Genomic DNA, 22618 nt, shown 5'->3' on the forward strand with positions numbered 1-22618 from the left:
TGCAAATTAGGATTGAAAATGGGGGGATTTTTTGCTAAAATAGTCTTATGAAAACCTTATATGATGTCCAACAACTTTTGAAGCGATTTGGGATTATCGTCTATATGGGCAAGAGGTTGTACGACATCGAGCTGATGAAAATTGAGCTTCATCGCTTGCATGAAAATGGCCTCATGGACAAGGACGAATATCTGACGGCGGAGTTGATTTTACGGCGGGAACATCGTCTCGAACTAGAAAAGGAAGCAAAAAATGGCTAAAAAACTATTAGGAATTGATCTTGGTGGCACGACCATCAAGTTTGGAATTTTAACGGCTGAAGGCGAGGTCCAAGAAAAATGGGCTATCGAAACTAATATTTTAGATGAGGGGAAGCAGATTGTCCCTGATATTATTGCTTCTATTAAGCATCGCTTGGAACTTTATGCCTTGACCAAGGATGATTTTATCGGGATTGGAATGGGCTCTCCTGGTGCCGTAGACCGTGATGCTAAGACTGTTACGGGAGCCTTCAACCTCAACTGGGCTAAAACTCAAGAAGTTGGCTCACTGATTGAAGCAGAGACAGGGATTCCCTTTGCCATCGATAACGATGCCAACGTCGCTGCGCTCGGGGAGCGCTGGGTTGGTGCGGGTGCTAATAATCCTGATGTTGTGTTTGTAACGCTGGGAACTGGTGTCGGTGGTGGTGTTATCGCTGATGGGAACCTTATTCACGGTGTCGCAGGAGCTGGTGGCGAGATTGGTCACATCATTGTCGAACCAGTCGATGGTTTTGCGTGTACCTGCGGTAGCCATGGTTGCTTAGAGACAGTTGCTTCAGCGACAGGAGTCGTCCGTTTGGCCCGTCACATGGCAGAGCAGTACGAGGGAAATTCTGAGATCAAGGCAGCCATTGACGATGGTCAGGATGTGTCTTCTAAGGACATTTTTACAGCGGCTGCAGCTGGCGATTGTTTTGCGGATTCGGTTGTTGAGAAGGTTGGGTTCTATCTTGGTCTCGCAACAGCCAATATCTCAAACATTCTCAATCCGGATTCCATTGTTATTGGTGGAGGAGTTTCAGCTGCGGGTGAATTCCTGCGATCTCGCATTGAGAAGTATTTTGTGACCTTTACCTTCCCACAGGTCCGCCAATCTACAAAAATTAAAATGGCAGAGCTGGGCAACGATGCGGGTATCATTGGTGCGGCTAGCCTTGCCAGTCAATTTCAAGCTTAGGAGACAAACATGACATTTGGAAAACTTGTATCGTATGCCATTATCACTTTTGCGATTGGGTACATGCTTTGGACACTTTGGCAGTATTTTTCAACCCGTAAGTTAGGTAAGCAAGTGACCAATCCAGAGTTTCAAGAGCTGATGCGGACTGGGCAGCTGATTGATGTCCGTAGTGGTGAATTATACCGTCGGAGCCATATTCTGGGTGCTCGTCACTTCCCAATCGAGCAACTCTCAACAGCGACCAATGCCTTTCGCAAGGACAAGCCAATCCTGCTCTATGATAGCCGTGGTGGTGCAGAAACCGTTCGCGCTATGAAAATCCTCAAGAAGGCTGGTTACTCTGATTTTTATGTCCTCAAAGAAGGTTTCGACTACTGGGACGGTAAGGTGAAAAGCAGCTGATTTGGATTAATCTCATAAATCAGTGGTAGGAGAGAAAGATAAGTCATCATAAATAGCCCTCGTTAACTGTGTTTAAGCTCAGTTAACGAGGGCCTTTTTGCATGCTGCCAACATTCATTCGAATTTAGCCAAGCGAAAACCAGCTAGTTGCCTAGCTGGTTAGTTGTTTATTTCCGTGAGCGTTGTTTGCCTGCATTGCGGTTGCGGCCTGGCTCAGAGATGGCAGATGGTGTGTTGGTCACGTCACGACGGGCAGCAGCTGCGGTCGTACGAGCCATCGGCTTATATGGTTTTGGTGGATTGGCGATGAATTCTGCCTCCACTTTTTTCTTGAGCATTGGTTTGATAACCATCATGACGATGATTTGTTGGATAACGGAGAAGATACCACCGACTAACCAGTAGAGGGCTACCCCTGCAGGAGATATCCAAGCAAAGTAAACCATCATGAGTGGGGTCATGTACATGGTTGTCTTCATTTGTGCCCGTTGTTCTTCAGGAATGGTCTTCATAGAAAGCCAAGCTTGGAAGAAGTAGAGGGCAGCGATGATGATAATCAGAGGGATATCTCCAGCCTTGTCCAGCTGGAACCAAAGGAATTTAGACCCTGCGATTCCTTCTGTATAGCGTGCTGCGTAGAAGAGCGCTGAGAAGAATGGCATTTGAATCAAGAGTGGCAGGCATCCGATGCCACCGAACATGGAGATGCCGTATTCTTTTTGAGCTGCCAAGAGTTCCTGCTGTGCCATCAGTTTTTCTTCCTGAGTGGCATTCGGGTCCTGCATGCGTTTATTGATCGGCTCAAAAATGTAGCTGAGGTAGTTGCGACGTTCCGTCTGATAGGTTGACTTCCATGATTGGTAGAGTCCAAGTGGAAGGATGATAAAGAGACGAACGATGATGGTTACGATGATGATTGCGATCCCATAGCCCAAGCCCTTGTTTTCCGCAAAGTATTGGATGACTTCTCCCATAGGAGCAACGAGGAGGTTATAAACCCATCCTTCACCCGTTGGGACACCATTCTTGGTTTGGACACATCCTGATAAAAGCAGGAGGAAGGACAGGCCAAATCCTGTCAGTAGTAGGCGTTTGAATTGTTTAGTCACTATTACTTTCCTTTTTTTTAAAACTTTTTCTTGCTTGAAGCAATACCTTACTATTTTACCTTTTCTTGGCAAAAGTTTCAATACATCTGTAGGCCGATTTCTCCCAGCTGAATAGAGAGAGAACGGATGAATCTGCCTAGGGACTTTAATTTCCCATTCGAAAATCGGTAAAATCCTTGAAGTTGGCTAGGGAGACATCAACATAGGTGACCTTGGACATGCGCGAAGGCCCCTTACGAATCTCCTGGATGAACTTAGCGATTTGAGCACTATCGTCTGATTGGGCAAGGATTTCAACTGTTCCATCATCATTGTTCCAAACGCGTCCATAAATATTGCCCATTTCAAGCGCTAGAGCATAGGTTGAGTAGCGAAAGCCAACTCCCTGCACGCGACCGGATACTAATAGCCTAACCTTTCTCATATTATCCTCCTTGAAACCGTATTCTTTTTAACATTATACCATAGTTTAGCCAGGTCGGTATGCTATAATAGCCTTATGACAATCATCACATCTAAGAGTAATGCGCTTATAAAGGCAACACGAAAATTATTGCAGAAAAAGTATCGAACCCAGTCCTATTTGATTGAGGGGTGGCACCTTTTTGAGGAGGCTACTAAGAGTGGCGCAAGTTTCCGTCATGTCTTTGTCGAAGAGAGCCAGGTAGACAAGGTCGCAAATTTCCCTCAGGTCCATCTGGTGACGGCAGAGATTCTCAAATCGCTAACGGATAGTCGGTCGCCTCAAGGGATTGTGGCAGAGGTTGAAATGGCAGAGCTCTCTCAAGCTGATTTGAGCCAGGGACGTTATCTGGTCTTGGAAGATGTCCAGGATCCAGGCAATCTGGGAACCTTAGTTAGGACAGCAGATGCGGCTGGTTTTGATGGGGTTTTTATCTCGGAGAAGTCGGCCGACCTCTATAATCTCAAGACACTCCGCTCCATGCAGGGTAGTCATTTTCACCTGCCCATTTATCGGACGGATGTCTTAGATTTGGTCAAGTCCTGTCGGGCTGCAGGGCTGATGACACTGGCAACCACCCTGTCCCAGAGCTCCGTCGACTACCGCAGTTTGGCTCGCTACGACAGCTTTGCCCTTATCATGGGAAATGAAGGTCAAGGCATCAGTCAAGATATGGCCGAGGCAGCTGAGCAACTGGTGCATATCACCATGCCTGGACAGGCCGAGAGCCTCAATGTCGCCATCGCAGCGGGTATCTTGATGTTTCATCTTCTCTAAAAATCAGTCCTAAGACCTATCCTGTATTTTAGAAGTCTTTAAGGCTTAGTGGTATAATAGAAGCAGGAGGTGTTTCTATGCACGATTACCAAAAAGACACTGAGTTCATGAACCATGTGGGGCATATTATAGAGCACCCTCGGTTTCAGAAGTTAGAGGATATTGTACAGCACCAGCATTCAACCCGCTATGAACATTCCATCAATGTCGCCTATACCTCTTATAAAATAGCAAAGCGGTTTGGCTGGGATGCCAAGTCAACAGCACGAGGTGGTGTGTTACATGATTTCTTCTATTATGACTGGCGTGTGACCAAGTTTAACAAGAGCCATGCCTGGGTTCATCCCCGTATCGCTGTCCGCAATGCCAAAAAATTAGTGGACCTCAACAAAAAAGAAGAGGACATCATTCTCAAGCACATGTGGGGGGCGACGGTTGCCTTCCCTCGCTACAAGGAATCTTACATCGTCACAATGGTTGACAAATATTGGGCCATCAAGGAAGCTGCGACTCCCTACCGTCAAAAATGGGCCAAGCGTAAATTCTTCAACCGTAAGCAACTGCAGAGTCACGGGCGGTAAAATTATTAATTTTAGAACTTGAAAAACCAACTGGGAGTGACCTAGTTGGTTTTTTCATGCTTGAGTAATCCGTACTCAAAATCTCAATAGACGAGGTAGCTTGGCATAGGAATTGGAGTTAGACAAGGCAGCCTAACGGATTTTGGAAGAGTATAAGTCTTGTTCTAGCTGGTTTAGATAATCTAAGCGACCGTGACATTCTAAGTCAAAAAGAATTTCTTTGGCCTTGTCAATCAGGGCCTGTCCCTTGCTGTGTTCATCCGTCAAATAGCGATAGTAACAACCCAAGAAAAATTTAAAGAAGATTCGGGAGGTAAAATCAAGTTCATTAATGTCTAATCTCGCGATGATATTAGCATAGGTCTTACCGATGTCAGGGCGATTTTCCAGGCAGGCTTGATAGAGAATGGTGGTCAAGATGCTATCTGTAACTGCATTATAGGGACTTTTTCGGTAGTAGTCCAGTTTTTCCAGAACAGGTTGCGAAAATTGTACCAATTGATTGAGCGACAGTTTTTCGGTTAAATTACCAAAAAGGTGAAATTCAAGATAAAACCATTGCTCGCAAGAAAATAAATAATCAAAGACCTCTTTTTTATTTGTTTCAAAATCCAGAGGAAGTTCAGTATATCCTAAATTATCCAGTCCCTGCCAAATCATCGTTTCTAAGTAGAAGTAGGTTTGCCCAGGGTTGGTTTGGTCTAACAGCTGGCATCTGCTAATAAGGTTCAATAACTGTGCAACTTCTTTGGCAAAGTAGGCATCGTAGAATTGTCGCACGAGGACTTCTAAATCGGACTGCTGATAATCTTTGTGATAGGAGAAAAATTCGCTGGGTGTGATATTGAGTTTGCTGATTAAGTGGAGTAAGCGTGTTGCTGACAGGTCAGACACCCCACGTTCAAACTTAGAAATCATGGATTTGGAGACGTGATCATCTTCCAGTTGGTTAATGCTAAAACCTCTGGCCTGGCGCATTTGGCGATAGACTTTTCCAAAAGTCAGTTTTGATTGGTTTTCTTGTGTCATATATTACCTCTTTTCTCCATTATACACTAGTCATGCTAAAATAGCCCTAAGTAATCGAAAAAGGAGATTCAGATGAACAAGCATGAAATTTTTGATGAGATAGTGGCCATTATGATGCGAGATTCGTCAACCAAAAAGGATATTGTAGGTGCAGATCCAGAAGCCTTTCGCCAAAGGCTATCAGAAGAGATGACGTCGAGCGACTTTTTGTATGTCGCCAAGGCTTATTTGGCTAGTTTTGGAGTGATTAGCCATGTCGGTATTGGTTTTAAGGACCGACAGCCGCTAGGGTTTTCGGTCCGCCGCCATGAAGATGCTCTCTATGTTACCCGTGCTCTGCCATCTACCGGCCTAAAAAAAGAGGACAAGATTAGGCGGATTAATCAGCAGTCTATTCAGGCTTTTTATGAGTCTCATCAGGATATTTTTGTGAGTCAAATAGCAGAGCGACAAACTCAAGACTGGCTCTATTTGATAGGCAATTGTTCAGATGGACAGCTGTCTATAGAACGGGATGGCCAAACCTTAGAGTTGACCATTCAAAAGCCTGATAGCAATGAGACATTTGGTTCACCATTTGAGGGTTATTGGATTGATGACCGCACCTACTATCTGAAAATGGAAAATTTTGCAGATGAGCCCGCTATTGCCAGTCTCTATAAAAAGGTGTTATCGGAGTTGGAAAAAGCCCAAAACCTTATTATCGATGTTCGGGTGAATCAAGGTGGTAGTGATTCCCTCTACTTTCCCTTACTGCCTTATGTCTTACCCGCTGGGAAAACCTATCAGGATATTTCAACTGAGGAAGAAGGGATGGAAATCCTTTACTCAGACCGTAATGTAGATAGTCGTTTAGCTTACTTTAATACCATCTTATTGGATGAGCAGGTTTCAGCAGAAACGCGGCTCATGATAGAGGAGATGAAGGCTGAATTGATGAAGCATCGTGGTAAAGGCTATGTTCTCTATGACAATTCTGATGACTCAATCTTTAAGAATTATGTGGGGGTAGAAAATTCTCCAAAGCAGGTTTATGTCTTATCGGATGTTGAGTGTGGTTCATCTGGTGACAATTTTGTGCTGATGATGAAGAATATGCCCAAGGTAACGGTTGTCGGTCGGCCGACATTGGGAATTTTGGATTATTCTAATTGCACACTAGTTGATCTAGGCGAATTTGAAATGATTTACCCGACCTCACGGAATTGTTGTATCAATAAAGGGCAGGGAATGAATGACGTTGGTGTCTTACCAGACATTTATCTCCCTTGGACTCCAGAGATTTTGACAAGAGATACCGATTTAGAATGTGTCTTGAATATGATTAATAGGGCTGGCTAAGACAGAGTAAGTGTCCAACTCTCCAATCGCCTTTTATCAATTTTTATGGTAGAATAGTCTCCATATTAGGATTGGGTGAGTTCAATTTGAAACTTGCCATCAAAGGAGTTTTACCATGAACAATACATCGATTTATGAGTCCAGTGAAGCGGGTCTTAATAGTTTTTACGCCCGTATCTATAGCCTGGTAGGCATGGGGATTACCTTGTCTGCCTTGATTGCAGCCATGATGCTTTACATTTTCCCCGAAAATCTGATTCAGATTGCTTACGGTATGCCCTTGGTTTACTTAGGCGCCTTGATTTTAGAGGTTGTTCTGGTTTTTGTGGCGACTAGTATGGCTCGGAAAAATAGCGGAGCGGCGCTCCCGATTTTCCTGGCTTACTCAGCTCTCAATGGCTTTACACTAAGTTTTATCGTCATGCGCTATGCTCAGACGACGGTGGTATCAGCCTTTGTGACGGCAGCCCTGGTTTTCTTTGCTATGTCTATTATCGGTCGCTACACCAAGAAAGATTTGTCTGGTATGCGTAAGGCCCTCTATGCAGGTCTGATTGGGATAGTGATTGCTGGGCTTGTCAATATGTTTTTGGGATCAGGCATCGTCAGCCTACTGATTAGCGTCGTGGGTGTAGTGATTTTCTCAGGTCTCATTGCCTATGATAATCAGCTGATTAAAAATGTTTACTACCAAACAGGTGGTAATGTTGGCAATGGCTGGGCAATCTCCATGGCCCTCAGCCTTTACTTGGATTTTATCAACATTTTCCTCTATCTCCTTCGCCTATTTGGTTCACGAGATTAATCCTGCCTTTAACTTCAATATAGAAAAAAAGAGGCTGGGCTCAAGTCCAACCTCGTTTTCTAGAGTTCGTTTTAACATTCTAACGCAGTGGTTGAATGGCTGTTTCGGTCGCGTTTTGGCTCCGAACTAAGCCTAACGAATGTGGGAAACTTTGTTTCCCTTATTTTCAACCTCCAACAGTCACTTCCCTGACTGTTGGAGCTGTGCGGGGGTGGGAAGACGAACTCTTTTTCACTTTTAGGAGTTCTTTCCCACTCCCTTTCTTTTGCATAGAGAGTTTTTTACAGTTTGATATCCTACCAAACACTTTTGATCGATGTTCACTTGGCTTTTTTAGGACATTAAGAGCTAGGCTCAGTCTTTGAGGCAGAATTGGAGGAATTCCAAGAAGTGGTCGGCCCAGTATTTTTCATGGTGGATTTCATTGGCTTTGATCAGCAGTTGGATTTTGTCCATAGCGTGGCCAGTTTTCAAGAGGGATTGGTAGTAGTGGAGGCTACAGTCAATGTAGGCCTGGTTCATGTCGGGAGCGAATTTTTCATCGACTTCATCACCTTCCTTGGTCCCAACTTGGATAAAGACTTGACTATCTGGGTGAAGGGGATGATGATCTGTAAAGCGCAAGAAATCACGCTCGCTGAACCAAGAGGCTAGGGAGAAGACCCCAAGGTGACCGAAGATTTCAGGGTAGGCTGCCCCCATGTAGGCGGTGATGATGCCCCCCATCGAGGAACCTGCAAGGAGGGTATGGTTGCGATCAGCTTTGGTGCGATAGGTTTGGTCGATGAAGGGTTTGACCACTTCAACGACCCATTTGCCATAGTCCATTCCGTCTCCACCGACGCTAGCAGTCTCAGGAGTCGTTCCAACATCTGTCATCCAAGGAGCATATTCATTGAGGCGGTTGCCTTCGGCATTGTCGATACCGACCACGATAACCTTGGGCAGCTGCTTGTTATTTTTGATGGTAGGGATGATTTTCCAAGAGTAACCAGAAAAAGATTCCTTGCTGTAGAAAATATTTTGCCCGTCGTGCATGTAGAGGACGGGATAGCTGGCCCAATCTTCCTTATCATAATCCTTGGGCAACAGAACACGGATTCGGCGTTCCTCCTGATAGTAGGGAACTGACAAATAGTGTTCGTCCATCTGCAAATAATAGTTATTGAGTTTGGTCTTTTTCACAACAAGCTCCTTTGAAACATTTTTCCCATTATATCATAAAGACGGCTGGTCTGTCGCATGGGATTTTCTAGGTCATTTTTAAGCTCTGTGGTATAATGAACATTATGGAAATCGGAACAAAACAGCAACGATATGCTATCGTGGATTTGGAGGCGACATCAGCATCGGCTGACGCAGCCATCATTCAGGTCGGTATCGTGATCGTGGAAAATCAGACCATCATTGAACGCTATGAAACGGATGTCAATCCCTATCAACCTCTAGATGACCACATTATCAACTTGACCGGCTTGACAGACCAGCGTCTCGCTAATGCTCCTGGATTTGAGCAGGTGGCGGGAGACATCTATGAGCTGATTAAGGATTGTATTTTTGTGGCTCATAATGTCAAGTTTGATGCCAACTTATTGGCAGAGCAACTCTTTTTCGAAGGCTATGAACTTCGGACGCCGAGGGTCGATACGGTGGAACTGGCCCAGGTCTTTTTCCCAACCCTGGAAAAGTATAATTTAAGTGACCTATCGGAGGCTCTCGACTTGGATCTCAGCGATGCCCACACAGCGATTGCAGATGCCCAGGCGACTGCTCTGCTATTGATTAAACTGCAAGAGAAGATGAGGGCCCTGCCTCGTTTGGTGTTGGAGAATATTCTGACCTATTCGGATAGCTTGCTCTTTGAGTCGGCCTTGGTCATTCGGGAGGCTCTGGCAGAGGCGAGTTTGGATATGGCAGCCTATGATGAGTTGGCCGGTCTTGTGGTTAGAAAATGGCAGAGCTACGGCACTGAGCGGAGGCTTTCTCAGGACTTTGCGACCAATCTGGCTTTACTGGAGTTAGAAGAACGACCCAAGCAGATGATTTTTGCCCAGGCCATCGCGGAGCATTATGCTGATCCGAGACCTGTTTTTATGGAGGGCCAGGCTGGACTGGGTAAGACCTATGGCTATCTTTTGCCGCTCCTAGAGGCTGATCCAGATCGCAAGCTTATCCTCTGTCTACCGACTAAAATTTTGCAGGACCAGGTCTACCAACAAGAAGCCGCAAAAATAGGAGAGATTTTCCACATCAACGCGGTCAATCTCAAGGGCCCACAAAATTATATTAGCTTGGATAAATTTTATGAGACCTTGCAGCGGGAAGACAGCAACCGACTGATTAACCGCTACAAGATGCAACTCCTGGTCTGGTTGACGGAGACAGAGACTGGAGACCTGTCAGAAATCAAGCAACAGCAGCGCTACCAGGCTTATTTTGAAGAAATCAAGCACAACGGTGACATACGTGAGACCGCCCTCTTTTATGACCTGGATTTTGTCAAGCGACTGCAAGATAAGGTCCAAACCAGTCGCCTAATCATCACCAACCAAGCCTACTTTTTGACTCGAGTGGAAGATGATAAGGCTTTTGCGGAGGGACACATTCTTGTCATTGATGAGGCCCAGAAATTTTTCCTAGCCCTAGAGCAGTTTTCAAGGCGGACACTGAATCTGACAGAGACCTTACAGGCCTTGGAAAAACGGATAGGCTCTGGTGAGCTTGCCCTTCTGGAACGGCGTCTGATGGAGAGTCTGAGTTTTGAACTGAGTCAGGCAGCGGAGGCCTACTATCAAGGCCAAGGCGAGACCTTGTCTGAACTGACACTTGCAAAGATTCGTCAAGATTTGAGAGAGTTGGAAAGTCAGGACGTCTCAGATTTGGCGGAACTGTTTCTTCCAACCTACACGGATTTTTGGTTCAGTCAGCACTACGATAGGATGCGGGAGATGAGGCAGACTGACCTCCATGCAGCTCGGTTGGACTTTCTTCACTTTCCTGATTTTTTACCAGAGACGACCAAGACCTACTTTATTTCAGCGACCTTGACCATTTCCGACCAGGTTGCCTTGCCGCATTTGTTGGGCTATCAGGATTACCTTGCCAGCTATTTGCCGATTGATAAGCCTCATAATCAGAAGGTGTGGTTGCTGCCGGAGATGCCTGATGTCAGTCAGATTGAGGATGAGGACTATGCCCATATTATGGCTGGGAAAATAGCAGAGCTGACAGAACTAGCGGTTCCTATCGTCATTTTGACCACCTCACGGAGGGCCTTATTCGCTCTCTCGGATGCTCTGGATAATTATCATCTCAAGCACCTCTGTCAGGATAAGAATGGAACTGCCAGTCAGGTCAAGAAACGTTTTGAAAGAGGCGATAGTAGCATATTACTGGGGACTGGTGGCTTCTGGGAAGGGGTCGATTTTGCCAAGCAAGATAAGCAACTGCTAGTCATCACACGACTGCCTTTTGATAATCCAAGCGACCACTTCATCAAAAAATTGACAGAGAAGCTCCGCTTTGAAGGCAAGACCTTTTTCAAGGACTACGAACTGCCTATGACAACCCTACGCTTAAAACAGGCCATTGCCCGGACCAATCGTCACGCTAGACAAAAATCAGCTGTACTCCTTATGGATAGTCGAATAGTTCATAAGTCTTATAGCTCTGCTATTCAAGAAGCCCTGGAGCAGCAGTATCCAATTGAAGTCAAAGATTTTGAGTCTAGTTTAGGTGCTATCAGGACTTTTTTCGAGACGGACTAGATTGTTGCTAATGGTCGAGAATAGCTATTTTTCTCAAATTAAAGATTGGGGTGTATCTGAAGAAAATCTGAGGAATGAGAAATTCTCTCACTCAGGTTAAGAAAGCTGTTCAGAATAAGCCTATCTATGCTATAATAAGAGGTAATATCCTTGGGCGCGTGGGCTCTACGGCTCGAGGAAAGTCTTAGAATTTGGAGCTCAGATATGACAGTATTATCCCAACGCGTTTTGGAGATGGAAGAATCAGTAACCCTGGCTGCAGGTGCACGGGCCAAGGCCCTCAAGGCTGAAGGTCGAGATATTTTAGAGTTGACCTTGGGTCAGCCTGACTTTGTTACTCCCAAGAATATTCAGGAAGCTGCGATTGCTTCAATTGAAAATGGCAAAGCTTCGTTTTACACGATTGCATCAGGTCTGCCAGAATTAAAGGATGCTGTCAGTCAGCATTTTGAGCAATTCTATGGTTACAAACCTGCACCTAACAATATCGTGGTGGGAACAGGGGCTAAGTTCTTGCTCTATGCCTTCTTTGCTGCTGTTATCAATCCAGGTGATGAGGTCATCATTCCGACTCCTTATTGGGTGTCTTATGCAGACCAGATTAAGATGAATGAAGGGTGTCCAGTCTTTGTCACAACGACTGAGGAGAATGATTTCAAGGTTACGGTTGACCAACTCGAAGCTGTCCGTACAGAAAAGACCAAGGCTATCTTGCTCAATAGCCCGTCAAATCCAACAGGTATGGTCTACGAACGTGCAGAACTAGAAGCTATTGGCAACTGGGCAGTTGAACATGATGTCCTGATTCTAGCTGACGATATTTACGGACGCCTGGTCTATAATGGTGCTGAATTCATCCCGATTTCTAGTCTGTCTGAGGCAATTCGTAAGCAGACTCTAGTGATAAACGGCGTTTCCAAAGCCTATGCAATGACAGGATGGCGGGTTGGTTACGCAGTCGGTGAGCCTGAGTTGATTGCTGCCATGGCTAAAATCGTCAGCCAAACCACATCAAACTTGACCGCAGTATCTCAGTACGCAGCGATTGAGGCCTTGATTGGTGACCAAGGTTCTGTAGAAGAAATGCGGATCGCATTTGAAGAGCGCCTCAATACCATTTATCCCCTTCTCTGTGAAGTCCCAGGATTTGAAGTGGTTAAACCTCAGGGGGCTTTCTACCTCTTCCCAAATGTCAAAAAAGCTATGGAAATGAAAGGCTATACAGATGTTACAGCCTTTACGGATGCTATCTTAGAAGAAGCAGGTGTAGCTTGCGTCACAGGTGCAGGATTTGGCGCATCAGAAAACATCCGCCTCAGCTACGCCACAGATTTAGACACCCTCAAAGAAGCCGTACAACGCCTAAAAACCTTTATGGAAGGCTAGGCTGATTACAAGAAGGAAAGCGAAGCTTCCTTCAAATAAGGATACTTCCGCCGTAGTGAAAGCGGCCGCACATCGATGCGGTTGCGACAGGATTTTTGAGACCTAGGCTCGAAAATAAGGCATGGAACTCCGTAGGAGGTCGCTGCCGTCCGCACTACTTAAGGAAGCATTAAAAAAAGAAAAGAAAAACCAAACAAAGAAAAGAGAGAACTATGACACGCACATTAGTGACCATCAACCAAGTCAAAGACTACGTCGGTCAAGAAGTGACCATCGGTGCTTGGGTTGCCAACAAATCAGGTAAGGGTAAAATCGCCTTCCTCCAACTCCGCGACGGAACTGCCTTCTTCCAAGGCGTTGCCTTCAAACCAAACTTCATCGAAAAATTTGGAGAAGACGAAGGTTTGGCCAAGTTTGACCTCATCAAACGTCTCAGTCAAGAATCGTCTGTTTATGTGACGGGTATCATCAAAGAAGACGAGCGTTCAAAATTCGGTTATGAATTGGACATCACAGACATCGAGCTTATCGGTGACAGCCAAGATTACCCTATCACGCCAAAAGAGCACGGGACAGACTTCCTCATGGACAACCGCCACTTGTGGCTTCGTTCTCGCAAGCAGGTTGCCATCCAACAAGTTCGCAACGCCATTATCTATGCGACCTACGAATTCTTCGAAAAAAACGGCTTCATCAAATTTGACAGCCCAATCTTGTCTGGAAATGCAGCGGAAGACTCAACGGAACTTTTTGAAACAGACTACTTTGGCCAGCCAGCCTTCCTCAGCCAATCTGGTCAGCTTTACTTGGAAGCTGGAGCTATGGCTCTCGGACGTGTCTTTGACTTCGGACCTGTTTTCCGTGCTGAAAAATCAAAAACCCGCCGTCACTTGACCGAGTTCTGGATGATGGATGCGGAATATTCTTTCTTGACCCACGACGAATCTCTGGACTTACAAGAGGCTTATGTCAAGGCTCTGATGCAAGGTGTTATTGACCGTGCGCCACAAGCCTTGGAAACTTTGGAACGTGATGTAGATGCTCTCAAACGCTACATTGCTGAGCCATTCAAACGTGTGTCATATGATGACGCTATCTCCCTCCTCCAAGAGCATGAAGCGGACGAAGACACGGACTACGAACACTTGGAACATGGAGACGACTTTGGTTCACCACACGAGACCTGGATTTCCAACTACTTTGGCGTGCCAACTTTCGTGGTCAACTACCCAGCAAGCTTTAAGGCCTTCTACATGAAGCCAGTTCCAGGTAACCCTGAGCGTGTCCTCTGTGCGGATCTCTTAGCTCCAGAAGGTTATGGGGAAATCATCGGTGGTTCCATGCGTGAGGACGACTACGATGCCCTCGTTGCTAAGATGGACGAGCTTGGTATGGATAAGTCTGAATACGACTTCTACCTAGATCTCCGCAAGTATGGTTCTGTACCACACGGCGGCTTTGGTATCGGTATCGAGCGTGTGGTAACCTTCGTATCAGGCACCAAGCATATCCGCGAAGCCATTCCATTCCCACGGATGCTTCACCGCATTAAACCGTAATCAGCAACAGCTATGTGAGCGCCTTAGGGCGCTCTTTTTAGGTGAGGATAAAAAAATTCTCAAGCAACCCTTGTCAAATTAGATGCCCCGCATACCTTCACGATTATAAAGCAGGTAAGATTGCTGATCAGATTAAGGCGTTTGCCTCTCATCTAGTGGAATAAGCAGGGCTATGGTATAATAGATTTATGGAAAATATGACATCTATTGCCCAGGAATTGGGTCTAAAAGAATCGCAAATTGCTAAGGTTTTGGAGTTGACTGCTGAGGGGAATACCATCCCCTTCATCGCCCGTTACCGTAAGGAAATGACCGGTAATCTGGATGAAGTTGCCATCAAGGCCATCATTGATTTGGATAAGTCTTTGACGGCTTTGGCTGATCGCAAGGCAACGGTTTTGGCTAAAATTGAGGAACTTGGCAAGTTAACACCTGAGCTCAGCCAAGCTATCACCGAGGCCAACAAACTTGCAGAGGTAGAAGAACTCTATCTACCTTATAAAGAAAAACGTCGGACTAAGGCGACTATTGCTCGTGAAGCTGGTCTCTTCCCCTTGGCCCGCCTCATCTTGCAAAACGCAGCAGATTTGGAAATAAAGGCAGAGACCTTCACGACAGAAGGCTTTGAAACGGGAGAGAAGGCTCTGGCTGGTGCTGTTGATATCTTGGTTGAAGCTCTTTCGGAAGATACCCAGCTCCGCTCCTGGACCTACAACGAGATCTGGTCTAACAGCCAAATCCTTTCTGAAGAGAAAAATGCAGACTTGGATGAGAAGAAGGTCTTCCAGATTTACTATGACTTCTCAGAACCGATCCACAAGCTTGCTGGTTACCGGACCCTAGCCCTTAATCGGGGGGAAAAGCTGGATATCCTCAAGATTTCCTTTGAGCACAATTTAGATAAAATGGTTCGCTTCGTTGGGGCTCGGTTCCGCCAGAAAAACGCCTACATCGACAAGATCATCCTAGAGGCCCTCAAGAAAAAAATCATCCCAGCCATGGAGCGTCGGATTCGGACAGAATTGACAGAGATAGCCGAGGATGGTGCCATCAAACTCTTCTCTGATAATTTGAAAAACCTCCTCCTAGTCTCACCACTCAAGGGTAAAATTGTCCTCGGCTTTGACCCAGCCTTTCGGACGGGGGCTAAGTTGGCCGTGGTCGACCAAACCGGTAAGCTCCTGACAACCCATGTCATCTATCCTGTTCCGCCAGCCAGTCAAGCCAAGATTGAGGCGGCTAAGGCAGAATTAGCTGAGCTTCTCACCACCTACGGAGTAGAAATTATTGCTATCGGAAACGGGACAGCCAGCCGTGAAAGTGAGGCCTTCGTTGCCGGAGTCCTCAAGGATTTTCCAACAGTGTCCTACGTCATCGTCAATGAAAGTGGGGCCTCAGTTTACTCGGCTTCAGAACTGGCTCGACATGAGTTCCCTGATCTGACCGTAGAAAAACGCTCTGCTATTTCCATCGCTCGCCGGCTCCAGGACCCTTTGGCAGAACTGGTGAAAATCGATCCGCAATCCATCGGTGTCGGCCAGTACCAACACGATGTCAGTCAGAAAAAACTGGCTGAAAACCTGGACTTTGTTGTCGATACCGTGGTGAACCAGGTCGGTGTTAATGTCAACACAGCCAGTCCGGCCCTCCTGTCCCATGTCGCTGGCCTCAACAAAACCATTTCAGAAAATATCGTCAAGTACCGTGAGGAGAATGGCGAGATTACTTCGCGTGCCGAAATCAAGAAGGTGCCGCGCTTGGGAGACAAGGCCTTTGAACAGGCTGCTGGTTTCCTGCGTATCCCAAATGCCAAAAATATCCTCGACAATACGGGTGTTCACCCTGAGTCCTACAAGGCAGTCGAAGCCCTGCTCAAGTTGCTGGATATCACAGAATTGGACGAGTCAGCCCATGCTAAGCTTCAGGCTATTTCCCTTCCAGAAATGGCAGAGCAGGTTGGCTTGGGAGTTGAGACCCTCAAGGATATCATTGCAGACTTGATGAAGCCAGGTCGTGACCTCCGTGATGATTTTGAAGCGCCAGTCCTGCGTCAGGATGTTCTGGATGTTAAGGACTTGAGAATTGGCCAAGAGTTGGAAGGCGTCGTTCGAAATATCGTCGACTTTGGAGCCTTTGTGGACATCGGTGTCCACGAGGATGGCCTCATCCACAATTCCCGCCTCATCAAGCGCAAACGTGATAAGAAGACAGGCCGTCTCCAACCAGCACCACATCCAAGCAGTATCCTGGCTGTCGGACAAATCGTGACGGTCTGGGTGGTCGAAATCGACTTGGAGCGCCAGCGTATCGGCCTGAGTTTGGTAAAACCTGATGGACTTGACTGAGTACGTTCGTAAGGTCTCTCGTGAGGATTTTGGTTGGGAATTTCGACATGAGGCTGTTTGGAATAGCAGGCTTCAGACCACAGGTGGCCGATTTTTCCCCAAGGATAGGCACTTGGATTTCAACCCTAAAATGTATGAGGCGGTTGATCTAGAAACCTTTCGCAAAATTGTCCGCCATGAGCTCTGCCATTATCACCTCTATGATCAAAAGAGGGGCTATCAGCATGGAGACACGGACTTTAGGCAACTACTGGCTAAGGTTGATGGGCTCCGCTATGCGCCAAGAACTGGAAAAGAGGGCGCTCGATACCTTTACGCTTGTTCAAATTGTGGTCAAGTCTACCCAAGGAAACGCCGTATCGATCTGAAAAAGTACCACTGTGGGCGCTGCCGTTCGCCTCTAGTCCTCAAAAATCAGTCCTAGGACCCATAGTCAAACGGTTAGGGAAAACTTATAATAAGAGTATCAACAAGAAAGAAGGATTTCGTATGAAAGCGAGCTTTTACAAGTTAAAACAATATCGGGCCGTTTCAGGGGTCCTTGCAGGCTTAGCAGATAAGTTTGACTGGGACTTAGGCTTGACTCGGGCGCTTTATTTGCTGTTCTGTTTCTTTTCCAGTGGATTTGGATTTTTCCTTTACATCGCTTTAGCCATGTTCTTGCCCTACAAGGAAGACCTCTATGAGGATGCCTATGGGACTGGCCCTCGTAAACGCAAGGATGCGCGTGCCGTTGAGGAAGATGATAATGATGGCTGGTATTGGTAAATACGAGACGAGAGAAAGTGAGTGTTAACAGGTCCTCCTTCCTTTACAAGCAAGTCTGAAAGGGCTTGCTTTTTTCAACATTATTTCCCCTATTATCCTGAAAATATGATAAAATAAAGGCTAGATAGGGGAGGTTTATTTCAATTTGTTGAAAAAACTGATGCTCTTCTAAAATCATAACTCGAGGTCCTTAGGTTTCCTGTCTAACTTTCTTATGTTAGTGTCAACCTGCCTCAACAAATTTTGATTTTGAGTGAGTATCACCATTCCTTTCGTTCTAAATGTCTAGATTTTTCTAACTAGGACAGGTTGACCAAGATAGAAACTTGGGCTCTGGCAGTAGCTAACTGCACAAACAATGAATTAAGGAAGAACATGACAGTTACACTAAAAATGCTCGTAGATAAGGTCAAATTAGACGTTATTTATGGGAACGATGAACTCTTGGCTAAGGAAATCACAACCTCAGATATTTCTCGACCAGGACTTGAGATGACAGGATATTTTGATTATTATTCGCCGGAGCGTCTCCAGCTCTTAGGGATGAAGGAGTGGTCCTACCTAGTTGCCATGACCTCACATAATCGCTACTCAGTCCTTCGCCACATGATGAAGTCAGATACCCCGGCCATTATCATCTCTCGTGGCTTAGAAATTCCAGAGGAGATGCTTCAAGCGGCTAAGGAAGAAAATATCGCTATCTTATCTAGCAAGATGCCAACCAGTCGTTTGTCTGGAGAGATGTCTTGGTACTTGGATTCCTGCCTTGCAGAACGTACCAGTGTTCACGGGGTGCTCATGGATATTTATGGAATGGGTGTTCTCATCCAGGGAGATTCTGGTATCGGTAAGAGTGAAACCGGTTTAGAATTAGTCAAGCGGGGCCACCGCCTGGTTGCAGATGACCGCGTTGATGTCTATGCCAAGGATGAAGAAACCCTCTGGGGAGAACCAGCAGAAATCCTTCGCCACCTCCTTGAAATTCGTGGTGTCGGCATCATCGATATCATGAGTCTCTACGGGGCTAGTGCGGTTAAGGACTCTTCACAAGTTCAGCTGGCTATTTACCTTGAAAACTTTGAAAAAGATAAGGTCTTTGACCGTCTCGGAAATAATGCTGAAGAGCTCGAAGTGGCTGGTGTAACCATCCCTCGTCTTCGTATCCCAGTTAAGACAGGACGCAACATCTCTGTCGTGATCGAAGCTGCTGCGATGAACTACCGGGCTAAGCAGATGGGATTTGATGCGACCAAGACCTTTGAACGTCGTCTCGGTGAATTGATTGCCAAGAATGGAGAAGGTAATGATTGATCCGATTGCGCTGAAACTGGGTCCCTTTAGTATTCATTGGTATGCCATCTGTATTTTAACTGGGGTGATCCTTGCAGTATGGCTGGCCATGCGAGAGGCACCTCGGAAAAAAATTAAGCCGGATAATGTGTTAGACTTTATTCTCATTGCCTTTCCCTTGGCCATTATCGGTGCCCGTATCTACTACGTGGCCTTTCAATGGGATTATTATAAGGCTAACCCAGCAGAAATTATAGCCATTTGGAATGGCGGTATTGCCATCTATGGTGGCTTGATGATGGGTACCATCGTACTCTTGATTTTCTCTTACTATCGGATGATTAAGCCTTTGGATTTTTTGGACATTGCAGTGCCTGGTGTCATGATTGCTCAGGCTATCGGACGCTGGGGAAACTTTGTTAACCAGGAGGCCTATGGCTCTGCGGTGGACAATCTTAATTACCTACCGAGCTTTATCCGTGAGCAGATGTTCATTGATGGCGCCTATCGCCAGCCGACCTTTCTCTTTGAAAGTCTCTGGAATGTTTTGGGATTCATCATCATTCTTTTCCTCAGAAGACGGCCAAAATTGCTCAAAGAAGGTGAAGTCTTTGCCTTCTACCTGATCTGGTATGGCATCGGACGTTTCTTTATTGAAGGTCTAAGGACAGATAGCCTCATGTTAGCAGGACTTCGCGTCTCCCAGTGGGTCTCTGTTGTTCTTATTATTGGTGGTATCAGTTTTGTATTTTACCGCCGTCGTCAACCACGTGTTCCCTATTATCAAAACTAATCAAACAAAGGAGTTCTTATGGATTTAGTTGGAATTGCACTTATTATCTTGGCCCTCGGTTTTGTTGGTCTAGTGATTTACATTGGCCTCTTGCTCTTGGAAATCAAGAAGACTGTCGCAGAAATCAAGACCCCTCTCCTGAAAACTGTTGATGAAGTTAATGAAACAATCAATGTTTTGCGTGGAGATGTGGATGTTACGCTTCATCAGACTAACGGTATTTTAGCCAAGGCTAATGTTCTCGTAGACGATGTGAATGGCAAGGTTGAAACCCTCAATCCGCTCTTCACAGCAGTCGCTGACCTCTCAACCAGCGTTTCTGATTTAAACACTCAGGCGCGTGAATTAAGTTCTAAGGCTGTCAAAACAGGTTCAACTGTTGGTAAAGCAGGAACAGTCGCAACAGCAGCCAATGTGGCTTCGAAATTATTCAGCCGCAAATCAAAATCAACAAACTAATATCATATCAGATTACAAAGGAGTTTGACCATGAAATTTTTTAGAAATCTTATTATCTCTGCAGCTGCAGGGGCAGGCTTTGCTTACTTCTTGACCAGCAAAAAAGGCCAAGAACTGAAAGAAAAAGCTACAGAAGCCTATGAGGACTATAAGGCAGATCCGGAAGCTTTCCAAAAATCAGCCAAGGACAAGGTTGCAGAATACTCAGCTTCAGCCAATAAAACCTTCCAAGAATACAAGACAAAGTTTGAATCTGGTGAATTGACCACAGACGACGTCTTGAACACCGTTAAGGAAAAAGCAGCTCAAGCTGGCGAATACGTTAACAAGGTTGTGGCCGATGTTCAGGACCAATTCCAAGGAACAGAAAAAGCAGAACCAAGAGATGTCACTGAACCTATTACAGAAGCAGAGGTGGAAGATATTATCATCGACTACCCAGAAGCAGACCTCGCTGAAGAAGAAGTCCTCGCAGATGAACCCGAAGCAACTGAAAAAGAATCAGAATAACAATAGACGAGCTCAAGTAAATGGGCTCGTTTTTAGTTTGACGGACGTCTTCAATCTGAGGTGAAAGTCATCAGAGTTCAGCTACTACAGGGGACTCTAATGGTGACACCCAAGTCTGCCTTTCCTTAGGTGGCGGGGAAAAATTGGGGAAAGACCCTTTTAAATTCAGCTCTAGAAAAAAGTTAGAGAAAGGGATAGTGAAATCGTAACTCTACGAATCCTCTTCTACAAACAATAGTCACCCAAAAACTAGATAATCGACTGACTTAGTGTGATGCAGACAAAAGAGAGTCATGCTTTTCCCAAATTAAAACTATCCATGCTAGGCCTCCTGACTAACTCTCACATAGTTCGTCAGGCCTGTCTTGTCCATTGGGATTTCGAGTGAGAATCAAAGTCTAAAAAGAAACTAAAATCAGCTAAACGCAGAAAAAGGGTCAGCATAGACCCTGCTTTTTTATTCAATTGATAGTTGATTAACCTTGCTTGAAGAGATCAATCAGTTTAAAAATTCCAAGGGTTGCTCCCAAAGCAACGATAGCTGCTACAGGCAAGGCAATGAGTGCTGGCAAACCTGTTACGAGGAAGACAAAACTTGTTAAGACTGTCAAAACGCCAAAGAGTGAAATCTTAGTGAAGAACAAGACTTCCTGAAGTTTAATAGCTTGTGGACTTAATCCAGTATATTCGGTGTAATTTGGCTCATACGTTTCCTGATAATCATAGAAGTCATCAGTCCTGTGTTGCCTATTCAATTGTGCTGACATAGGGCTCTCCTGTAGTGACAGAAGTCACTTTCATCGCTGCAAAATTACATATCAAGGGGCAGACGATGGTTTCTCTTTCATAGTGTTCTTGCTGTAAAATTTTCTGGTGCCTTGTGTGAAAAATCATAGAGGTACACAAAAACCCGAATTTAGATAATTTTACTTCTCTATCTTACCATAAAAGAGAGTGATTATTATTACAATTTTGTTACAGTCAAGCAATTTGTCTAATTTTTAAAAAAAAGTGTAAAACTTTGTGAAAAATTTGCTAAAATAAGATTATGAAAACAATCACAATTACAGCGACAGCTGAGAGTCTTGCTCAAGCTGAGCAACTTTTAGCCCTAGGAGTCGATCGTCTCTACATCGGTGAGCGAGCTTATGGCTTGCGCTTGCCCCAAACTCTTACCTTATCGGAAATACGGAAAATAGCAGAGCTGGCCCATTCACAGGGAAAAGAAGTGACCATTGCGGTCAATGCTCTCATGCACCAGGCTATGATGGATGCCCTGCCAGACTATCTTGACTTCTTAGAGGAAATCAAGGCGGATTACATTACCGTGGGAGATGCGGGTGTCTTCTATATCTGCAAGAGAGATAAGCGCCCCTTTAAGACCATTTACGATGCCTCAACCATGGTAACCTCAAGCCGTCAAATCAATTTCTGGGGCAAGCAAGCAGGAGCTTCCGAGGCTGTTTTAGCCCGAGAAATCCCTTCTGCAGAACTCTTTGTCATGGCAGAAAAGCTAGAAATTCCCGGAGAAATTTTGGTCTACGGGGCTAGTATTATTCACCATTCCAAGCGTCCGCTTTTGCAAAATTACTATAACTTTATCAAGACGGACGAGGGCCAAATCAGCAAGGAACGAGATCTTTTCCTGGCTGAACCTGGTGATCCAGAATCCCACCACTCAGTCTACGAGGACAATCACGGGACTCATATTTTTGCCAACAATGACCTCAACATGATGACCAAGTTAGAGGAGCTGGTAGGACACGGTTTTGACCATTGGAAATTAGATGGTGTCTATTGTCCAGGCCAAAATTTTGTGGATATCGTGGCCTGCTTTACTGAGGCAAGAGACCTCTTATATAGCGGAGTCTTCACTGAGGCAGAAGCCCAACGCCTGTCAAGTCGAGTCCAAGAACTTCATCCCGTCAACCGAGGTCTAGATACTGGTTTCTATGACTATGCTCCAGACCGTGTCAAATAGCCCATTTGGGCCCTATCTTGTAAATAGGA

23 protein-coding genes are annotated in these 22618 nt (G+C 45.5%); 18 read left to right on the forward strand and 5 right to left on the reverse strand.

Annotation, left to right across the window (positions count from 1 at the left end):
* Positions 1–47 precede the first annotated feature (47 nt).
* Genes ACFORF_RS09025 through ACFORF_RS09035 form a run of 3 tightly spaced genes read left to right on the forward strand, consistent with a single transcriptional unit; the run spans position 48 to position 1626 of the window.
* Positions 48–260 carry a YqgQ family protein gene (locus tag ACFORF_RS09025; RefSeq protein ID WP_380427491.1) on the forward strand — a complete coding sequence of 71 codons (213 nt, stop codon included), beginning with the start codon at positions 48–50 and terminating at the stop codon, positions 258–260.
* Positions 253–1221, forward strand: coding sequence for an ROK family glucokinase (locus tag ACFORF_RS09030; RefSeq protein WP_380427493.1), 969 nt, complete (start codon positions 253–255; stop codon positions 1219–1221). Before ACFORF_RS09025 ends, ACFORF_RS09030 begins: the two co-directional genes overlap by 8 nt.
* Positions 1222–1230: 9 nt before the next feature.
* The gene (locus ACFORF_RS09035) at positions 1231–1626 is read left to right on the forward strand and encodes a rhodanese-like domain-containing protein (RefSeq protein WP_380427495.1); all 396 of its coding nucleotides are present in this window, start codon (positions 1231–1233) and stop codon (positions 1624–1626) included.
* Positions 1627–1793: 167 nt separating this feature from the next.
* Here ACFORF_RS09035 and yidC read toward each other — a convergent pair whose 3' ends face one another.
* The gene (yidC, locus tag ACFORF_RS09040) at positions 1794–2735 is read right to left on the reverse strand and encodes a membrane protein insertase YidC (RefSeq protein ID WP_380427497.1); all 942 of its coding nucleotides are present in this window, start codon (positions 2733–2735) and stop codon (positions 1794–1796) included.
* Between the two features lie 145 nt (positions 2736–2880).
* On the reverse strand, positions 2881–3159 hold the full coding sequence (locus ACFORF_RS09045; RefSeq protein WP_380427499.1) for an acylphosphatase: 279 nt from the start codon (positions 3157–3159) through the stop codon (positions 2881–2883).
* A 75-nt stretch (positions 3160–3234) separates the two neighbouring features.
* Here ACFORF_RS09045 and ACFORF_RS09050 point away from each other — a divergent pair, with 75 nt between their 5' ends.
* Together ACFORF_RS09050 and ACFORF_RS09055 are read left to right on the forward strand one after the other, a co-directional pair.
* Positions 3235–3975 carry a TrmH family RNA methyltransferase gene (locus ACFORF_RS09050; RefSeq protein WP_380427501.1) on the forward strand — a complete coding sequence of 247 codons (741 nt, stop codon included), beginning with the start codon at positions 3235–3237 and terminating at the stop codon, positions 3973–3975.
* Between the two features lie 77 nt (positions 3976–4052).
* The gene (locus ACFORF_RS09055; RefSeq protein ID WP_380427503.1) at positions 4053–4556 is read left to right on the forward strand and encodes an HAD family hydrolase; all 504 of its coding nucleotides are present in this window, start codon (positions 4053–4055) and stop codon (positions 4554–4556) included.
* A 132-nt stretch (positions 4557–4688) separates the two neighbouring features.
* Here ACFORF_RS09055 and ACFORF_RS09060 read toward each other — a convergent pair whose 3' ends face one another.
* On the reverse strand, positions 4689–5585 hold the full coding sequence (locus tag ACFORF_RS09060; protein ID WP_380427505.1) for a helix-turn-helix domain-containing protein: 897 nt from the start codon (positions 5583–5585) through the stop codon (positions 4689–4691).
* Positions 5586–5657: 72 nt separating this feature from the next.
* On the opposite strand from ACFORF_RS09060, the gene ACFORF_RS09065 reads away from it, so the two are divergent.
* The gene (locus ACFORF_RS09065) at positions 5658–6926 is read left to right on the forward strand and encodes a S41 family peptidase (protein WP_380427507.1); all 1269 of its coding nucleotides are present in this window, start codon (positions 5658–5660) and stop codon (positions 6924–6926) included.
* Between the two features lie 115 nt (positions 6927–7041).
* Entirely contained in the window at positions 7042–7731 is a 690-nt protein-coding gene (locus ACFORF_RS09070; RefSeq protein WP_380427509.1) for a Bax inhibitor-1/YccA family protein, read from the forward strand.
* Positions 7732–8085: 354 nt separating this feature from the next.
* On the opposite strand, the gene ACFORF_RS09075 is transcribed toward ACFORF_RS09070, so the two are convergent.
* Complete coding sequence (locus tag ACFORF_RS09075; protein WP_380427511.1) at positions 8086–8916, reverse strand: alpha/beta hydrolase; 831 nt, start codon at positions 8914–8916, stop codon at positions 8086–8088.
* Positions 8917–9020: 104 nt separating this feature from the next.
* Between ACFORF_RS09075 and ACFORF_RS09080 the strand changes: the two genes are divergently transcribed.
* From ACFORF_RS09080 to ACFORF_RS09125, 10 genes are all read left to right on the forward strand, one after another.
* A complete protein-coding gene (locus tag ACFORF_RS09080) occupies positions 9021–11498 on the forward strand; it encodes a bifunctional DnaQ family exonuclease/ATP-dependent helicase (protein ID WP_380427513.1) in 2478 nt (825 codons plus the stop codon).
* A 204-nt stretch (positions 11499–11702) separates the two neighbouring features.
* The gene (locus tag ACFORF_RS09085) at positions 11703–12884 is read left to right on the forward strand and encodes a pyridoxal phosphate-dependent aminotransferase (protein ID WP_380427515.1); all 1182 of its coding nucleotides are present in this window, start codon (positions 11703–11705) and stop codon (positions 12882–12884) included.
* A gap of 212 nt (positions 12885–13096) precedes the next feature.
* The gene (gene asnS, locus ACFORF_RS09090) at positions 13097–14443 is read left to right on the forward strand and encodes an asparagine--tRNA ligase (protein ID WP_380427517.1); all 1347 of its coding nucleotides are present in this window, start codon (positions 13097–13099) and stop codon (positions 14441–14443) included.
* A 188-nt stretch (positions 14444–14631) separates the two neighbouring features.
* Positions 14632–16788, forward strand: coding sequence for a Tex family protein (locus ACFORF_RS09095; RefSeq protein WP_380427518.1), 2157 nt, complete (start codon positions 14632–14634; stop codon positions 16786–16788).
* Positions 16775–17212 carry a SprT family protein gene (locus tag ACFORF_RS09100; protein WP_380427520.1) on the forward strand — a complete coding sequence of 146 codons (438 nt, stop codon included), beginning with the start codon at positions 16775–16777 and terminating at the stop codon, positions 17210–17212. The genes ACFORF_RS09095 and ACFORF_RS09100 overlap by 14 nt, the downstream gene beginning before the upstream one ends.
* Before the next feature lie 65 nt (positions 17213–17277).
* Positions 17278–17556, forward strand: a complete 279-nt coding sequence (locus tag ACFORF_RS09105; RefSeq protein ID WP_380427521.1) for a PspC domain-containing protein — start codon at positions 17278–17280, stop codon at positions 17554–17556.
* Between the two features lie 375 nt (positions 17557–17931).
* The gene (gene hprK / locus ACFORF_RS09110; protein WP_380427523.1) at positions 17932–18867 is read left to right on the forward strand and encodes an HPr(Ser) kinase/phosphatase; all 936 of its coding nucleotides are present in this window, start codon (positions 17932–17934) and stop codon (positions 18865–18867) included.
* A complete protein-coding gene (gene lgt, locus ACFORF_RS09115; RefSeq protein ID WP_380427525.1) occupies positions 18860–19639 on the forward strand; it encodes a prolipoprotein diacylglyceryl transferase in 780 nt (259 codons plus the stop codon). Before hprK ends, lgt begins: the two co-directional genes overlap by 8 nt.
* Positions 19640–19657: 18 nt before the next feature.
* Entirely contained in the window at positions 19658–20098 is a 441-nt protein-coding gene (locus ACFORF_RS09120) for a DUF948 domain-containing protein (protein WP_380427527.1), read from the forward strand.
* Positions 20099–20128: 30 nt separating this feature from the next.
* The gene (locus ACFORF_RS09125) at positions 20129–20608 is read left to right on the forward strand and encodes a YtxH domain-containing protein (RefSeq protein ID WP_380427528.1); all 480 of its coding nucleotides are present in this window, start codon (positions 20129–20131) and stop codon (positions 20606–20608) included.
* 476 nt (positions 20609–21084) lie between these two features.
* Here ACFORF_RS09125 and ACFORF_RS09130 read toward each other — a convergent pair whose 3' ends face one another.
* Positions 21085–21375 (reverse strand): DUF3270 family protein, encoded by a 291-nt coding sequence (locus tag ACFORF_RS09130; RefSeq protein ID WP_380427530.1) that lies wholly within the window; start codon positions 21373–21375, stop codon positions 21085–21087.
* A gap of 281 nt (positions 21376–21656) precedes the next feature.
* Here ACFORF_RS09130 and ACFORF_RS09135 point away from each other — a divergent pair, with 281 nt between their 5' ends.
* A complete protein-coding gene (locus ACFORF_RS09135) occupies positions 21657–22589 on the forward strand; it encodes a peptidase U32 family protein (RefSeq protein WP_380427532.1) in 933 nt (310 codons plus the stop codon).
* Positions 22590–22618: the final 29 nt, after the last annotated feature.

It is taken from the genome of Streptococcus caprae, assembly GCF_042649745.1.
In the GTDB taxonomy this organism is placed as follows: domain Bacteria; phylum Bacillota; class Bacilli; order Lactobacillales; family Streptococcaceae; genus Streptococcus; species Streptococcus caprae.

Coding starts and splice junctions, on each gene's coding strand:
- ACFORF_RS09025 (WP_380427491.1), top strand. CDS start 48: ATGAAAACCTTATATGATGTCCAACAACTTTTGAAGCGATTTGGGATT.
- ACFORF_RS09030 (WP_380427493.1), top strand. CDS start 253: ATGGCTAAAAAACTATTAGGAATTGATCTTGGTGGCACGACCATCAAG.
- ACFORF_RS09035 (WP_380427495.1), top strand. CDS start 1,231: ATGACATTTGGAAAACTTGTATCGTATGCCATTATCACTTTTGCGATT.
- ACFORF_RS09045 (WP_380427499.1), bottom strand. CDS start 3,159: ATGAGAAAGGTTAGGCTATTAGTATCCGGTCGCGTGCAGGGAGTTGGC.
- ACFORF_RS09050 (WP_380427501.1), top strand. CDS start 3,235: ATGACAATCATCACATCTAAGAGTAATGCGCTTATAAAGGCAACACGA.
- ACFORF_RS09055 (WP_380427503.1), top strand. CDS start 4,053: ATGCACGATTACCAAAAAGACACTGAGTTCATGAACCATGTGGGGCAT.
- ACFORF_RS09060 (WP_380427505.1), bottom strand. CDS start 5,585: ATGACACAAGAAAACCAATCAAAACTGACTTTTGGAAAAGTCTATCGC.
- ACFORF_RS09065 (WP_380427507.1), top strand. CDS start 5,658: ATGAACAAGCATGAAATTTTTGATGAGATAGTGGCCATTATGATGCGA.
- ACFORF_RS09070 (WP_380427509.1), top strand. CDS start 7,042: ATGAACAATACATCGATTTATGAGTCCAGTGAAGCGGGTCTTAATAGT.
- ACFORF_RS09080 (WP_380427513.1), top strand. CDS start 9,021: ATGGAAATCGGAACAAAACAGCAACGATATGCTATCGTGGATTTGGAG.
- ACFORF_RS09085 (WP_380427515.1), top strand. CDS start 11,703: ATGACAGTATTATCCCAACGCGTTTTGGAGATGGAAGAATCAGTAACC.
- asnS (WP_380427517.1), top strand. CDS start 13,097: ATGACACGCACATTAGTGACCATCAACCAAGTCAAAGACTACGTCGGT.
- ACFORF_RS09095 (WP_380427518.1), top strand. CDS start 14,632: ATGGAAAATATGACATCTATTGCCCAGGAATTGGGTCTAAAAGAATCG.
- ACFORF_RS09100 (WP_380427520.1), top strand. CDS start 16,775: ATGGACTTGACTGAGTACGTTCGTAAGGTCTCTCGTGAGGATTTTGGT.
- ACFORF_RS09105 (WP_380427521.1), top strand. CDS start 17,278: ATGAAAGCGAGCTTTTACAAGTTAAAACAATATCGGGCCGTTTCAGGG.
- hprK (WP_380427523.1), top strand. CDS start 17,932: ATGACAGTTACACTAAAAATGCTCGTAGATAAGGTCAAATTAGACGTT.
- lgt (WP_380427525.1), top strand. CDS start 18,860: ATGATTGATCCGATTGCGCTGAAACTGGGTCCCTTTAGTATTCATTGG.
- ACFORF_RS09120 (WP_380427527.1), top strand. CDS start 19,658: ATGGATTTAGTTGGAATTGCACTTATTATCTTGGCCCTCGGTTTTGTT.
- ACFORF_RS09125 (WP_380427528.1), top strand. CDS start 20,129: ATGAAATTTTTTAGAAATCTTATTATCTCTGCAGCTGCAGGGGCAGGC.
- ACFORF_RS09130 (WP_380427530.1), bottom strand. CDS start 21,375: ATGTCAGCACAATTGAATAGGCAACACAGGACTGATGACTTCTATGAT.
- ACFORF_RS09135 (WP_380427532.1), top strand. CDS start 21,657: ATGAAAACAATCACAATTACAGCGACAGCTGAGAGTCTTGCTCAAGCT.